This is a genomic window from Clostridium sp. DL-VIII (assembly GCF_000230835.1).
GTDB lineage: Bacteria > Bacillota > Clostridia > Clostridiales > Clostridiaceae > Clostridium.
The window spans coordinates 5109085-5126149 of record NZ_CM001240.1; the positions used below are offsets into that span (position 1 = coordinate 5109085).

The window sequence follows — 17065 nt, forward strand, 5'->3', positions numbered from 1 at the left end:
TTAATTCTCCTTATATTCTTCTATTAATTCCTTTAATACCTTTAGATCTTCTTCAAATTCTAGTACCTGCTTTTCGCTATAATTTGCTTCATATCTTTTCTCTATATTTTCAATATCATCTTTAAAGGTTCTTTCTAAACTATCTCTTAAGTTTCTTATTGCTTCATCTATTTCTTCTTGCTTTGCCATTAAGTCACCAATGATTTCTTCCTTTAAGTATTTTTCTAAATCTTCTATCATTGGCTCTAAATCTTTTAGAGTGTAATTAGCTCTATTTTCAATAATTCTCTTTCGCATGTTGTCTCCTATTAGAGAAAATGCTAAGCTTATTCCAAGTCCTACAAGAATTCCTGCTGGCCCTCCTAATGTTCCTACTGCACCTATAGTTCCAATTACTCCACTTGATAATCCAAATACCGTTGGCAGAGCTTTTTCATATTTAATCGAACTCTTTTTATTAAAGAACGATATATTTTCATATGTTCCATCAAAACCTTTTATCTTAATATTTTCAAATTCATTATTGATGTTTCTTATAAAGATACCGATTCTTCTAAGAATTTCATCCATTATATCATTTATTGCTTTATCAGAACTTTCCTTGTATATTAAACTTAGCCTATTTCCATCAACTATTCCTTTATTGATGATTCTTCTTAAATCCACTCTTAAATCTTCAATATTTTCTTTTATTATCTTTGAAGAGTCTTCTATAATACTTTCCATCTCATTATCTGCATAAGATCTACAGCTTCTTATTTTCTTTTTATTTGCTGAAAGGATGTTTTTTATTTCTTGTATTTTTTCTTCCTTTTCTTCTGCATTTTGCTTCTCCTGATTTAGAGCTAAGATTTTATAGCTTTCTATTTTATCATTAATGTTCTTCATAGACTCATAAATTCTTTGCTTTAAAGTCTTCATCAAATCTTCATTATATTCTTTTGAGATATTCTTTATTTCTTCTATTACTTTAGTTATACCTGAATTATTATATGCTGTTTCATCCTTAGTAAACTTACCTTTAACAGCCTCATAAACATTTACTATGTTTACATTTATATCTTTTTCATCATGTGCGTAGCTAATGCTATAAAGTACCCCTTCATTATGCTCTTTTGCCTCATTTGCATCTTCCACGCTCTCATCATTCCACTTATTTTGAACAAAGATAGTATTAGATAATTTTGGCCATAAAGCATTTATGAAATTCTTTTCTGTTCTTGTAATTGGTGGGTTTGTTCTAATCATGAAGATTCCTGCTGCTAACTTATCTATATATTCTAGAGTAGTTCTTTGGTTTTGTGGCGTCAAACTCCCAACACCAGGTAAGTCTACAAGAACAATATTATCTTTTAATATATCACTTTTATTATGTAATACTATTCTAGATACCTTAAGACTATTTGCTGCATTATAATCATTATGTACATACTTCTCCAAATCTCTTACATGTATGCTCTCCTTGTTTCCATTTAAATAATATATTTCAGCTTCATCAGCATCTTCTCCATATTTAATTTCAACTGGAACACAAGTTGTTTCATCAACATCAGTAGGTAATACATTATCCTCCATTAAAATAGAATTTAAGAAACTGCTTTTACCTGCACCTTGAATTCCCAAGACTGGAACTACAATTTCTTTTTTATTTAAATTTTCAACAAAGTGCTGAAAATATTTCTTGTAATCAATACTTTGGTTTTCATTATTAAGATATTTTTCTAATAAGCTATAAAATCTTTCATCTTCAATTAAATTCACATATGCCATTATTTATCTTCTCCTCTTCCCAAAAAGCCTAGCAAAAAATGATTTATTTCCCCATTCTACTTCTTCCTGTATGTCATTTATTCTTTCATTAAGTTCATCTTCAAATTTACTTATGAGTTCTACTATAATATCCTTATCTTTAATCTTATTATCAATAAGCTTTATTTTTCCTAAAATTAAATCTGCATTATTATCACTATTTTCCCCCATCGACTTCCCTAACAGTTCAACTTTTTCATCAATGGCTTTTTCTAATGCGTCCACTTTTTCTTCAACTTTTTCCACCTTAATATCATCTATTTTATTTAAAATGGCTTCCTTATTAGCCGCAGCATCTTTTACTACTTTAAGCCCTAAAATCGCAAGTCTTTCCTCAATAGCTTCAAACATTACTTTATTTTGCTCTGCAACGCTTTTATTAATTATTGCTGCTATTGTGCTCTCCATAGATTTCGTTGTTTTTGATATACTGTCATTCAATTCATCCAGCTTTTCTTCAAAATCGTCTTCTTGGAATTCTTGAAAATTCATCTTTAAATCACTTATCTTCTTTTCAATCGGTCTTAATTTCTCTATTACTTCTTCAGACATATTTTTAGATATCTTTGAAAGTATATTATTCATATCTTCTTGTATTTCACTCATCATATTTTTTGTAACTTCATCACTTTGAATTAAGATTGATTTTTCTTCCATACTATTTTTCTACTCCTTCATATTTAGGGATATTCAAAAAGTAACTTAAAATTGCTTCTAAAGTTTCCTTTTCTTCTTTCCCTCTAGATAAAGTATTTTCAAACAATTTTTCTTTTATAATCTTATAATCGCTAATCAAAAAATTATGTTTTTCCTGACTTTCTATTAGTGCCATATTATATATTGGATTTTTAGAATTAATTAATATATATCCCATATTAGCTTTATAGAATCTATTTATAATAGTATTTTTTAAATTATTTACTTCTAATAAAAGTTCCTGAACATTATTTGCATTTATAAATTCTCTACATGAATCTATAACTAAATTTACAAATAAATTATCATTATTATTAAAGAAATAACTTAAATTTCTGCTCTCTAAAATATTTTTTTTAGAATTTCCAATTTGAATCCCATTAAAAATTAAATACACATTGCACTTTTTATCTTTTATTGCTCTCAACTTTTCCTGAACGTTAAAATTCCATTGGCTTAATTCATGAATAATTACTACATTATCAAAATAATATATTCCATTGTTTCTTATCTCATTGCATTCTTGTTCATTTAAATAAATTCCATATATCCTTAATATAAAATCCCTGCATGAATCTATTTCCCATGTCCAAAAAACATCTCTAATATTCTGATCATTATTTGATAAACCTTTTCTTCTTACATAGTTTCCGACTAGTAAGTAATTATTCTCTATTACTTTATTACTTAACAGATAGAAATTATATTGAGCTTTTGAAATATAATATAGTGTACTTTTTCTCTCATACTCATGACTTGTAACTTCTATTTCATACTGAACGTCACCTTCTAAAGTTAAAAGCTTGTCTCTAATCAGACTCAATCTTTTACTTGTGTCATCTATATCATAAATTTCTATATTTTGATTTTTCTTTTCTTCATATTCTTTTTCTCTTTTATTTACTTCATCATAAAACATATCTATGGATTTTCTGTATTGAGTGCTCCATTCTTTTAATATATCCATATATTTAATTTTATTTTTATCGCATATTTTTTGTGCTTTTTGTATTGTAGCCTCTTTATCTATTATTTGCTCGTCATATCCAACTTCCTTATATCCCCACTCTTTATCAAATATATTTGATAATAATCTTTTCCCTTTGTTTAATACTCCGTCTTTTTTAAATAACATAGTTCTTTCTTCATATTTATGTTTAATTTCTATGTTTTTACTTTCGATACTTGGCAGAAAATATGAAAATCTTATATCTAAATTTAGCAAATTGTATGTCTCTCTTTTTGTCTCTTCATAATCTTTAACTATATTTAATATGTCGCTTTCAATATACAGCTTCTTATTATTAATTTTATCCACTATACCTAAATAATCATCCACACTCTCTGATGGTAACTCTGTGATTTCCGCAATAGTTTCTGAAATTATCTTTTCGATTTCTCTAATTTTTAGATATATTTTTTCCTGTGCACCTTCAAAATCACTTAAAAGTTTATCTATATCATTGCTTTTTATCTTAATTAATTCTTCTATACCTTCTAAATCATTTCCGTTTATTATCTCTTTATCTGTATTAACTATACTATTAATTTTCTCCTTAATACTCAAAGCCCTCTCATATTCAAGCTTAGGAGCTTCTCGCATAACACAATTTCTTATAACCTCAATAAAAGCTTCCATATTAGACCTTTTATACAAGATTTCATCTTTACCTACAATTCCTTTTAATCCGTTAAGTGCTGATATTTGAACTATCTCTAAATTTTCTTCAGCTTTAATTACCTCTTTTAAAAGCTTTTTAGCTCTGTCTCTATGCTTTTTTAAAATGGTAGTTTTATCTTCTTCTACTATTCCATCTTTTCCAATTTTCTCTTCGATTGAATCTATCATATTTTGTACTAGAACTATTTGTTTTCCTTTTTCGCTTATAATTTTAATTTTCTCTGCATTTGTGCCATCACTACTAGCCTTTACTGTAGTTAAAAATATACAGATATCTATTGTTGGGAGCAATACTTCTAACGTTAGTTTTTCATGATTTTCTAAATTCCACGCATCTAAGCCTGGACTATCTATTATATGTATATTATCATCCAGCTTATAATAAGGTGTTGTAATATCTATTTGAGTCACATTATATTTATTATTTGAATTATTTTCTTCATCTGCATACTTACTTATATTATCCTGAGTTAAATAAGTGCCTTCTAATATCTTTGGTTCCTTATCTTTAAAATAAACAGTTGCCTGTCTTTTTTCGCCCTTAGCTGCTGTGATTATAATACTAGAACTTGGTCTAATTGCCATAGGTAGAATTTTTTCACCTAAAAGTGTATTTACTAGAGTTGATTTTCCACTGCTTGTCACTCCCATAATAGCAATTCTTATTATATTGCTATTATAAATTCTTTCCCTTTCTTTAAACCACTCTATATCACTATTATATCTTTTTTGTCTATACTCATTTTCCCCTAAGACTTTAACTATTTCCTGAATTGTATTTAATATATAACTACTTTTTTCCATAGAACCCCTCATACTTATTCTGGATATTTTCAATCTCTTATATATATATTAACATAATTATAATCAGTTATCTAAGCAAATACTTACTTTATAATCAAAATTTCGTATTTTTTTACGCATCTGCCTTTCCGAACGCATATGGGGAAAATCTGGCAGGCGAATATGATTATTTTTTATTCTTTTTAAACTATTTAGCTATAGTAAAATAGCCCTTTATAATAGTTATCCACAGATTTAAATTTATTATAAATTCCTAAAGAATAAAAAAAATGCTCTATAATAGATATATCTCTCTGCTATATCTTCTTATAGAGCATTTTTGTTAACTGTGAAATCTTACACTACTTATTACCATTTACCTAGGCTCATGTGCCCTGCAAGTTCAGTCTTTGATCTTTGTTTTATTATCCAAGCCTCATCTTTCGCTTGCTTAAAAGCTGCAAGACATTTAGGATCCAGATTATCTTCTATACCTTCTTCACTAAGAGCTATTATTTTTTCAGCTAAAGTTATTATTTCCATATGAATTCCATTTGTTTTATCTGAACGATATACTTTTTCAGCAGCTTCACTGCTTAATTCCTCAAATTTCTCTGCTCCAGCATGACATTTTGGACATTTCTCAGGTGCTGTTTCTCCTTCACTTATATATCCACATACACTGCATTTAAATAACTTCTTCATAACTAATTCTCTCCCTCCAAAAATAATATAACTTTCTATTCTTAATTATTATTAACATATAAGTATACAAAAAACTTTTTTGTATATTTATATAATACTCCTAACTATCAAAAAATTCAATTATTTTTATTAAATAATAACCATTATTTAATAAATCAATATAAAATATAAAACTCCAGCTTGAAATATAACATTGTAAGCTGGAGTTTTGTATTTTGTCTTATTGAATTAAAATTTTATCGCTCTCTTTAATAGCTTCATTTAATTTAGGTAAAATAATTTGTAACTCTCCATTTTCAAATCTTGCTGAAATTCTTGATTTATCAACATTGTCTACACGAAGAGCTCTTGAAATCTGTCCATAAGTTCTTTCTCTTCTAATGTAATTATCTTTTTCTTCATTGATTTCTTCATTTCTCTTTGCTGAAATAATTAATGTATTATCTCTATATTCAAGATCAATGTCTTCCTTTTTAACACCTGGTAGCTCTGCAGATACCAAATATTCATTTTGAGTTTCTCTTATATCTGCATTGAATTTTTGATTATTTCCAAAGCCTAAATTCATTGGTGAGAAAAACTCATCATTAAAGAAGCCATCAAAAAAATCTTCAAATGCACCTCCTTTTCTATCTACTCTGTTAGTTTTAAAAGGTATCAATCCAAACATATTAAACCCTCCTTAAAGTTTTAAAATTTATTATTTTCTCTTATTATTTTGTATCCTTTGTTTTTACAAGTTAATTATACTTTTAAAGTCAAAGAAGGTCAAAGTCTATAAAATATTTATTTTTTTGTTCTTATAGCTTACAATTTCACTATAAAAAAATAGCTAGCTAATGCTAACTATTTCTTCGAATTTCTTATATTTAATGTATTTTAACAAACACAACCTTCAGATAATTTCCTTCTGGGAATTTCTCTGTAGTTGCGAAATCTTCCGGAAGATTATGCTCTTCTATAATTTCATAATTCCTATTTGATTCCTTAAATGCTTCATGTATAAACCTTTTAAATTTCTCCATATTAAAGGTTGCACAATTTGTTGAAGCCACAATCATGCCTTCATCTTCTGTTATTTCTATAACTGTTTTTACTAAATCTTTATAGTCTCTTGCAGCACTAAACTTATTATCTTTTGATGTTGCAAAGCTCGGCGGATCAAGAATAACTACATCAAACTTTAGTTTTTCCTTTTTGGCATGTTTAAAGTAAAGAAAAACATCTTGAACTATTATTTCATGCTTCTGAGGATCAATATTATTTATAGTAAAATTTTCAGTTGTTTTTTCTAAACTTCTGCTTGCCAAATCAACACTTGTAGTAATAGCTCCACCTTTTGCTGCTGCCATAGAAAAAGCTCCTGTATATGAAAAAGTATTTAATACTCTTTTGTTTCTAGAATATTTTTCTTTAATAGCTTTTCTTACTTCCTTTTGATCTAAAAATACGCCAACCATGGCACCATCATTTAAATAAATTGCAAAATTCACATTGTTTTCTTTAACTATAAGAGGTTCTGGTGCTTTCCTCCCATATACATAGCTATCTTCATCTACAACCATACCATTCTCTTCAAAGCGCTTCTTTTCATATATTCCCTCAAAAGATACTAATGCTTTTATAGCTTTAAATATATTATCTTTAAATGCATATATTCCTCTACTATACCAGGTTATAAGATAATATTCATCAAAGTAGTCAATAGTAAGACCTCCAATTCCATCGCCTTCACCGTTAAACACTCTAAATGCAGTAGTATCTTTTGAATGATAAAACTTCATCCTTTTAGAAAATGCATTTCTAAGCTTATCATAAAAAAATTTATAATCCAAATTACTATTTTTACTGTTACTTAAAATCCAGCCGCAGCCCTTATTTTGCTTTCCATAATACCCTTTTCCTAAAAAGGCTTTCTTTTCATCTATAAGAGTTATTATTTGTCCTTCCTCTTTTAAATCTTTTGTAATTTCTAATGCTTCTTCTAAAATTAATGGATATCCTTTTTTATATTTATTAATAAATTCTTTTTTTACTGTAATTATTGTTTCTTTCATATGTATCCTTCCTAATGCATAATCAAAACTATTTTATTCATGCATCTAAAATAAAACTTAAAGCAAAACAAATACCAGACACGTTAGTATTTGTAAAATGGTTTACTTTTTAATGCTAGATAATTATATCATATAGATATCCAACATATAAACTATACTTATAAATAAAATAATTATCCACTGAAATTAAGCTTTTGTGGCAGCTTGCCGAAGTTACATATTTATTTGTTATTTAACGTAATATCTTTTAATGTATCAATTATATAATTTTTCTGTTCCAGACTTAATTCTGGAAAAACTGGTATTGCGAAGGTTCTATGTGATAAGTATTCAGCTACAGGTAAATCACCTTCTTTATATTCAAGGTCTTTATATACCTTCTGTAAATGCATTGGTACTGGATAATACACCCCTGTATTTACCCCTTTTTCTTTTAACTTATTAATAACTTCTTCTCTATTTTCAGCTTGCACTACATACATATTATATGCTGATTTACCTTCTGCTATTATGACCGGTAAAGTTAGATCTGTTTCTTTTAATTTTTCATCATAAGCTTTAGCATTTTTTCTTCTTGCTTTGTTCCAGTTATCTATAGAATGTAATTTTATTCTTAAAATTGCTGCTTGAATTGTATCTAATCTTGAATTGAATCCAATTAGATAATTATAATATTTTAATGGATTGTACACTGTATCATCATGTTCTTCTGACGATTTAATATTTTCACTTATTCCATTTAATAAATTATAAGCCTTTTGACCATTTTCGCCACTGCCATGAGTTCTAAGTGCTCTTGCAATAGTTGCTATATCATCATCAGAGGTTGTTATGATTCCACCATCTCCTGCACACCCTAGGTTTTTAGTTGGAAAGAATGAGAAACACCCTACATCTCCTATAGTTCCAACTTTTTTCCCTTTATATTCAGCGCCAACAGCTTGAGCTGCATCTTCTATTATTTTCAAATTGTGCGTTTTTGCTATTTTTCTTATTTCATCCATCTTTGCAGGTTGTCCAAAAATATGAACTGGCATAATTGCCTTTGTTTTTTCAGTAATTTTCTCTTCAATTTTTGATGGATCTATATTATAAGTATCCTTTTCCACATCCACAAACACAGGTGTTGCACCTACAAATGAAATGCTTTCTGCTGTTGAAAAAAATGTAAAAGGTGTAGTTATAACTTCATCACCTTCTCCAACACCACATGCCATAAGTGCTATAACTAATGCATCAGTTCCATTTCCAACTGATATTGCATGCTTAACTCCTATATATTCTGCAAACTCTTTTTCAAATTCTAATACTTCATTTCCCATAATATAACTTGCAGATGAAAGCACTCTGCTTACAGCCTCTACAACTTCTTTTTCAATTTCTTTATATTGTGCCTTTAAATCAACTAATGGAATGTTCATTTTTCTTTCTCCTTTTTATTTGCCACTGATTTCTTCACATAATAAAAACTATTTTTCCATGGCTTACTTTTTTACTTAATCACTTCTTATTTTCCTATTTTGCTACCTTAAACATGCATATTTTCGTAGTTATAGAAATGTCGCCCTTTTCTTTAATATATCCCTCTAAGTACCTTGTAAACTCTTTCTTCTTTTCCCCAATAAGTATGGAACTTCCTTGAATTGTTGAGGCTTTATATGAAACTACTGGTTCCGGATTATCTACTATAATCTTTCCTTCTAATATTTCTATATCAACCTTCTCAAAATATTTTCTGATAATCGGCTCTCCATTTTCTAATTCAAATCTAGCTGAATACCCGTTATTATCAATGCCTAGGCTTGAATCAAATTTTTCTGCAAGCTTATTTAATTCAGCCATGGTTTCGCAGGAATTAACCGTAATGTAAGCCCTGCCACCTGGAACTAAAACCCTTTTAATTTCAGATATGGCTTTTTCTATATTCGGTGCAAAATAAATCATGTGCCTAGCAATTACGATATCAAAACTTTGGTCTTCATAAGGAATATCTTCAACATTGATTTCTTCATACTTAAAATTGTGCTCTAAATCTTTTAATTTATCTTTTGTACTCTTTAGCATACCTTTTGAGAAGTCAGATAATGTAATATCTAAACTTTCATCTATATTTTCTTTATTCTTATACCACAGTTTTCCTGTTCCACATCCAACCTCTAAGACTTTTGCATTTTTTCTAAAGTTAATTTGATTAAAACACCACTTGTCAAAATCTACCTTATTGATATTATAGCTGTGAAGATCATTTCTAATATTGAGATTCTTATCGCTTTTATATTGCTCTCTAACAACACTTTCAATATTAGTTATCTTTATAATATCAATTAAGTTACTGGCGTCTAAAAATCCATTTTTCTTTGCTGTATTTTTAGCTTTATTAAAAACAGCTATAACTGCATCAATGTGCTTCTTTTTCTCTTCTAAGGCTTTTTTCTGAATGCTTATCATATTTTCTAGATTTTCTCCGCTTTCATGTAAAATATGACCTATTTCACTAAGCGATAACCCAATAAATTTTAAAGTTGTAATCTGTTGAAGTTTTAAGAAGTCATCTTCACAGTAAATCCTATATCCTGCATCAGTTTTCTGTGATGGTTTTAGAAGTCCAATTTTATCATAATGAAGTAATGTTTTTACTGTTACTCCTGATCTCTTAGCAAATTCACCAATCTTCAAAATCATCCCTCCTCTTTAGGCATGCAAACGAAAATAGCAGTTCAAATATACTAGCATATTTATTTTCTATTTTTTGAATACTATATCTCAAATTTATTGTAATCCCCTACCTCAGGGTAGAGTCAACAATCTTTTAACTCTTAACTTAAAATAATGCCTACAACTTATTAGTAATCAATAAATTGTAGGCCTCTATTTTTATTATAGTACTTCTTTAGGTATATGAAAGAAATCAATTTGTTATTTTCTTAATAATTCCTTAATAACTTTCACAGTTTCTTCAGCTATATATTTCGCATCTTCAAGTGATAAAGTCGTATATACTGGAAGAGTGATTTCATTTTCATATTGTGCATAAGCATTTGGATAGTTTTTAATATCATATCCAAGGTTTTTATAAAGTGTCATCATTGGTAATGGTTTATAGTGAACATTAGTCGCTATTCCCATTTCAGCTAATTTTTGAATTGCTGCATTTCTCTTTTCTTCATTGAACCCTTTAACTCTATAAAGATATAAGTGATATGATGTTTCAGTTCCGTTATCATCCTTTGTAACTGGAATTATTGAAAAATCTTCTTTGCCTAGAATATCTGAATATGTCTTAAAAATTTGTCTTCTCTTTTCAAGCATTCCTTCATATCTCTTAAGCTGAACTAGACCAATTGCAGCTCCTATATCTGTCAAATTACACTTAAGTCCATCATTTATAATATCATATTCCCAAGCACCAGCTTTAAGTTTGCTTAATGCATCTTTTGATTGACCATGCATAGCAGTAAATCTCATGTATTTAAGTAAATCATCATGGTCTCCAAAATGATTATCATTAAAAGTAACAGCTCCACCTTCTCCTGTAGTTAAGTTTTTAACTGCATGGAATGAGAATGAATGAAAATCTGCCTGAGATCCAACTGGTTCTCCCTTATATTTAGCTCCAAATGAGTGAGCTGAGTCGCAGATTATCATAATATCTTCACGATTCATATCTTTAAGTACCTTCTTTAAAGCATCATAATCAAATGGGTAACCAGCTATATCAACTGGAATAATAGCTCTTGTCTTAGCTGTAATCTTTTCAGCTACCTTATCTATATCTAACATAAACGTATCTTTCTTGACATCTACATATATAGGCTTAATACCTCTATGGATTGCAGCACTTGAAGTTGCAGTATAAGTATATGGAGTTGTTATTACTTCATCTCCTTCTTTAAAATCAAAGACTTTAAGTACTAACTCCTCTGCTGCTGTTGCACTATTTAACGCTAATGCTTTATTAACTTTTAAATAATTTTGAATTCCTTCTTCAAACTCCGCAAGCTTTGGTCCTGATGTAATCCACCCTGATCTAAGAACATCAGCTACAGCTTCTATTTCTTCTTCTGTTATATCAGGTGGTGAAAATGGTATTTTTTTCATGTAATTCATCCTCTCTTAAATTAAACAAAAATTTTAAAGTTCAATTAGAGTATTTTTAATAATCTCATAAAAACTTAATAATATACTCTTATTAATTACATTATAAACTCCACCCTTAGGTTAGAGTCAAGTTAAACTTATAATAAATAAACCACGCTTTTCTAGTATATTTTCTCTAAAACTATTTTTCCTACTAGAAAATTGTGGTTTTTATTTATGCTTCACTATTATACTTTTATTATAAATCAACGATTACAGGTAAAATCATAGGTTTTCTCTTCATCTTTGTATACACAAAATTATCGACTTCTCTTCGTATACTATTTTTAATTTCTGCCCATTGAGTTATGTTTTTTTCTAAACACTTTTCCACAACGTTAGTTACTATTTTTCTTACTTCTTCTATTAACTCTTCAGAATTTCTAACATATACAAAGCCTCTCGAAACTATGTCTGGTCCTGATATGATTAGTTTATTTCTTCTATCTATGGCTACAACCACTGTTATTATTCCATTTTCAGCCAAGTTTTTCCTATCCCTAAGCACCATGTTTCCAACATCCCCGACTCCCATTCCATCTACAAGCACTCTTCCAAATGGTGCTTTACCTGTCACTTCTCCTTTATTCTTTGTTAATTCAAGAACATCACCATTTTCTAAGATAAATGTATTTTCCTTTTCAACTCCCATACTTTGTGCTATTTTAACATGTGTAATTAAATGCTTATATTCACCATGAACTGGTATAAAAAATTTAGGCTTCAATAAAGCCTCAATTAATCTTAATTCTTGCTCACAAGCATGACCTGAAACATGTATATCTTCTATTGATTTATAAATAACATTAGCACCTTTCTCTATCAAATCATTTACTACATTTGATACGGCTTTTTCATTTCCTGGTATTGGAGTTGCTGAAATAATAACCATATCTCCTTCTTGTATCTGTATCTGTCTATGTGTTGATGCTGCTATTCTTGTAAGTGCAGCCATTGATTCACCTTGACTTCCTGTTGTAACAATAGTTAGCTTATCATCTGGATAGTTTTTTAACTCATCAAGGCTTATTATCATATCTTCTGGAATAACCAAATACCCAAGAGAAATTGCTACTTCTGATATATTTTCCATGCCCCTTCCGCTAAAGGCTATTTTTCTGTCATGCTTCATTGCACAATCAGCAATTTGCTGTAATCTGTGAATATTTGATGCAAATGTTGATACTATTATCCTGCCTGTTGCTTTACCAAAAAGGTTCTGCAGTGTTTCACCTACAGTTTTTTCTGACATTGTATACCCTTTATGGAGAGCATTAGTGCTATCAGCCATTAGAAGCAGTACTCCTTTTTTACCCAATTGTGCATATCTTTGTAGATCCATAATTTTTTCATCAACCGGTGTAAAATCAACTTTGAAATCCCCACTGTGAACAACAACACCTACTGGTGTATGCAACGCAATAGAACAGCTATCAGGTATGCTATGATTATTTCTAATATATTCAATTTTAAATTGATCTAATTTTATTAATTCCCCTGGTTCTACCATGTTTAACGTACAATCACTAAGCATAGTATGTTCCTTTAATTTTACTTCAATTAATCCAAGTGAAATCTTTGTGCCATATACAGGGATATTAATCTGCTTAAGTACATATGGTAAGCCACCTATATGATCTTCATGACCATGAGTAATAAAAATCCCCTTTACTTTATCCTTATTCTTTATTAAATATGTTACATCTGGAATTACGATATCAATTCCATAAAGATCTTCATCTGGAAACGCTAACCCACAGTCTATAACTATTATTTCATCCTTATATTCAAACGCCGTCATGTTCTTCCCAATCTCACCAAGACCACCTAATGGTATTATTTTTAATGGATCTACTTTCTTCTTCACCTTTTTATTTTTATTCTTAGTCTTCTTACCAGCTTCATTACTCTCCACTTTACCACCCCTCAATATTTATGTTTTTTTAATTGTACCTTAAATTAAGTATTTACAAATAATTTTAAATATATGAGTATTAATTGATATAAAAAGTATACATAAAGCAAAAAATTTAATGCACAACTTATAGTTAAGGATTTCTTTATTCTGTAGTTCTAACCACATAAATTAATTCTTAATTATACATTGTACATTACATAAAAATATATGCTAATTTACATATATTTGTTGCAATTAATTTTCTACATTTAACATTTAGATATTTACGTAGCGTATAGACATCCTAATTATAATTTTATTATTGCAACATATATATAAGTATTATTTAATAATATATTTCCTTTAATTTCTCTACTATTTCCATCTCACAACTTGATATCTGCCTTATACCATATCCAAGAAGCAATGGTGAACTAGTGAATCTAGGAGTCACCTTACATATGATCTTTCCTTTGATGTGATAGAAGAATATATTAAAGCTATCACATTTTACAAAATAATTATTTAAAAGATAATGAACTATCTTTTTCAAATTAAGTGCCAATTCATTTAACGCATGTAAATCATCTTCTATTATTATGTTAAACTCAGTAAAGCCATTAAATGGTTTATGAGATAAATTCACAAGGCAATCTTCACCTTTATGAACTTCTATCCCCTCAAAATAGTCATCCTTTATTCTCGATTTATAATCTATATCTTTTATACCCACAATCTGCATATGCGGATGTTTTAAACTTCCACCCGATCTTGGTCCATGATTTTTATAAAATATAACAGATTTATATTCTCCACTTTCCTCTATCTTTAACCAGTGTGTAACACTAAATCTGATTAACTCTTCCATGTATTCCTCAGAATACTTTCCCATGTCAGTATCGCAGCCATAGGTTTCTATAATAACTAATTGATATGTATCTTTTATAGTTGGATATTTATTTTTAAGCAACATAAATGGCCCTTTTTCATCTATAACATCACTAAGTTTGTCTCTATTACAAAATGGACATTCTTTCATATTTATTTTTTGAAATTCATTAGGCTTATCTTTATTTATGTCATTTAAAAACACTAAATATTTATCCTCTTCCATTTACATCACCAAAACCTTCCATCAAGGCATATTAACAAAAATAACAAGTCAAAAATATCATGTTTATTTTAACATCAACCACAAAATATACTGTTAGGTAAACATGCTGACTAAGTATGATACCACCCAAACAGTTTAGCATGCTGACTTGTTATTTAAATATACCAATAATCATTTTTTTATCAAAACATGTGCACACTTTGAAGGAACAGTTATATTATTACCTTCTATAGAATAAATTTCGTCCACTCCAGCCTTTTCTTTATTTACAAGAACGCTCCATCCGCATTCCTTCAAATCTATAAATACTTCTTCATCATTTGGATTGAATATTACCACCACAGTATTACATAAATTATTTCCACTGTTGTCTTCTATCTTATATGCAACAACATCAGATTTATAAAAGTCTTCTCCATACTCTAAGAATTTTAAATTTTTTCTAATTTCTTCACTAGAATTCATTCTAAAAGCTTTATATCTTTTTCTTAATTTTACTAAACCTTTATAGTAATTAACGATTTCTCTATACTCAAATACTCTATTCCATTCTAAGCAGTTTACTCTATCAGGAGCATTATAGCTATCATGATTGAAGCTGCCATCATCATTTTTCTTTGTTCTTAAAAATTCTTCACCTGCCTGAAAAAATGGTATTCCTTGAGAAGTTAAAACTATAGCGGCTGCTAACTTATTCATATTTTTGAGCTTCTGAGTAGATGAATCTCTATTAGTCAAATACAACTTATCCCATAATGTATAGTTATCATGTGCCGAAATATAATTTACACATTGATACGGCTCATTGGCCCATGCAAAGTTTGAATATATAATCTTATTATAATCAATTCCTTTTTGAAAAGTAGCTCCAACTATACAAAATTTGATATTTTCTTCAAGTCCTGTTTTTCCATTCACATATCCACTCTCATTTATATTAAATACATGACCCTTAACAGAATCCCTTGTATCATCGCTAAATGCTGCAATCTGCATTTTATCAAATTTGATTATATTTTGCTTAACAGCTGATTCTTCCACACCAAGTGGTGTCCAGCCACCAGTCCAGCCTTCTCCATACATTAATATTGCTGGATCAATTTTATCTAATTCTTCCCTAATTCTTCTCATGGTTTCAATGTCATGAAGTCCCATTAAATCAAATCTAAATCCATCAATATGATATTCCTTAGCCCAATAAATTATTGAATCTATAATGAGTCTTCTAACCATATAACGTTCTGAAGCTAACTCATTTCCACATCCTGAACCATTTGAAAAATTTCCATTTAGATCTTGTCTATAATAATATCCTGGTACTGCTAAATTTAAATTAGATTCATAACTTTTATAGGTATGATTATAAACCATATCCATTACTACTCTAATTCCTGCTTTATGAATACTCAGTACCATTTCTTTAAATTCTTTGATTCTCATTTCCCCACGTAAGGGATTTGTAGAATAAGAACCTTCAGGTACAAAATAATTTTTTGGATCATATCCCCAATTGTATTGTGGCACATCTGCTTTACTTTCGTCAACAGTTTCATAATCAAAAGATGGAAGTAAGTGAATGTGCGTTACTCCCAGTTCTTTCAAATAATCAATTCCTGTTTTTATATCACTATTTGGAATAGTAGTACCATTTTCACAAAATGCTAGAAATTTTCCCCTTCTTTCAAATCTTATCCCTGAACTTTCACTTACTGAAAAATCTCTTATATGAACTTCATATATTATTGATGCTGCTGCATCACTTAAGTCTGGAGCTTTATCTTTATCAAAACCTATAGGATCAGTTTCCCTAAGATCCACTACCATTCCTCTATTTCCGTTAACACCTACTGCATCAGCATAAGGATCCGTTACCTCTCTTTCTATTCCACTATTCGTGACCAAATAGTTATAAAATTCTCCTTTTAAATCGCCTTTAACTTCAATCTCCCAAATTCCTTGTGAACTTCTGTTCATATCAAGTATTTCCTCTGGAGGATTTGTATAATTATTTTCATCTCTGCCAAACAAAGCCAAACGCACCTTATTTGCATTAGGCGCCCATAATATGAACTTCGCACTACTCTTATCATATTCTACGCCTAATCTTCCAGCATAATTATTATAATCATTATCTAATAAATTCATTCTATTATTACTCCTCTAATACCCATATTAAACATTTAATT

12 protein-coding genes are annotated in these 17065 nt (G+C 29.1%); all 12 read right to left on the minus strand.

Translation table 11 applies throughout. The features are described 5' to 3' along the window. The gene (locus CDLVIII_RS23525; RefSeq protein WP_009171977.1) at nucleotides 1-1770 is read right to left on the minus strand and encodes a dynamin family protein; all 1770 of its coding nucleotides are present in this window, start codon (nucleotides 1768-1770) and stop codon (nucleotides 1-3) included. 3 nt (nucleotides 1771-1773) lie between these two features. After that, complete coding sequence (locus CDLVIII_RS23530; protein WP_009171978.1) at nucleotides 1774-2466, minus strand: hypothetical protein; 693 nt, start codon at nucleotides 2464-2466, stop codon at nucleotides 1774-1776. A 1-nt stretch (nucleotide 2467) separates the two neighbouring features. Further along, entirely contained in the window at nucleotides 2468-4990 is a 2523-nt protein-coding gene (locus CDLVIII_RS23535; protein ID WP_009171979.1) for a dynamin family protein, read from the minus strand. Nucleotides 4991-5338: 348 nt separating this feature from the next. Continuing rightward, the gene (locus CDLVIII_RS23540; RefSeq protein WP_009171980.1) at nucleotides 5339-5674 is read right to left on the minus strand and encodes a rubredoxin-like domain-containing protein; all 336 of its coding nucleotides are present in this window, start codon (nucleotides 5672-5674) and stop codon (nucleotides 5339-5341) included. Nucleotides 5675-5894: 220 nt separating this feature from the next. After that, nucleotides 5895-6344 (minus strand): Hsp20/alpha crystallin family protein, encoded by a 450-nt coding sequence (locus CDLVIII_RS23545; protein WP_009171981.1) that lies wholly within the window; start codon nucleotides 6342-6344, stop codon nucleotides 5895-5897. A 199-nt stretch (nucleotides 6345-6543) separates the two neighbouring features. After that, a complete protein-coding gene (locus CDLVIII_RS23550) occupies nucleotides 6544-7731 on the minus strand; it encodes a class I SAM-dependent rRNA methyltransferase (protein ID WP_009171982.1) in 1188 nt (395 codons plus the stop codon). Between the two features lie 221 nt (nucleotides 7732-7952). Beyond that, nucleotides 7953-9152, minus strand: coding sequence for a DegT/DnrJ/EryC1/StrS family aminotransferase (locus CDLVIII_RS23555; protein ID WP_009171983.1), 1200 nt, complete (start codon nucleotides 9150-9152; stop codon nucleotides 7953-7955). A 94-nt stretch (nucleotides 9153-9246) separates the two neighbouring features. After that, the gene (locus tag CDLVIII_RS23560; protein WP_009171984.1) at nucleotides 9247-10407 is read right to left on the minus strand and encodes a methyltransferase domain-containing protein; all 1161 of its coding nucleotides are present in this window, start codon (nucleotides 10405-10407) and stop codon (nucleotides 9247-9249) included. Nucleotides 10408-10647: 240 nt separating this feature from the next. Continuing rightward, on the minus strand, nucleotides 10648-11829 hold the full coding sequence (locus CDLVIII_RS23565; RefSeq protein WP_009171985.1) for a DegT/DnrJ/EryC1/StrS aminotransferase family protein: 1182 nt from the start codon (nucleotides 11827-11829) through the stop codon (nucleotides 10648-10650). A 238-nt stretch (nucleotides 11830-12067) separates the two neighbouring features. Next, entirely contained in the window at nucleotides 12068-13735 is a 1668-nt protein-coding gene (locus tag CDLVIII_RS23570; protein ID WP_242836035.1) for a ribonuclease J, read from the minus strand. Nucleotides 13736-14111: 376 nt separating this feature from the next. Next, nucleotides 14112-14879 (minus strand): DUF4931 domain-containing protein, encoded by a 768-nt coding sequence (locus CDLVIII_RS23575; RefSeq protein WP_009171987.1) that lies wholly within the window; start codon nucleotides 14877-14879, stop codon nucleotides 14112-14114. Between the two features lie 171 nt (nucleotides 14880-15050). Beyond that, nucleotides 15051-17024: a type I pullulanase gene (gene pulA / locus CDLVIII_RS23580; protein ID WP_009171988.1), complete on the minus strand. Its 1974-nt coding sequence runs from the start codon at nucleotides 17022-17024 to the stop codon at nucleotides 15051-15053. Nucleotides 17025-17065: the final 41 nt, after the last annotated feature.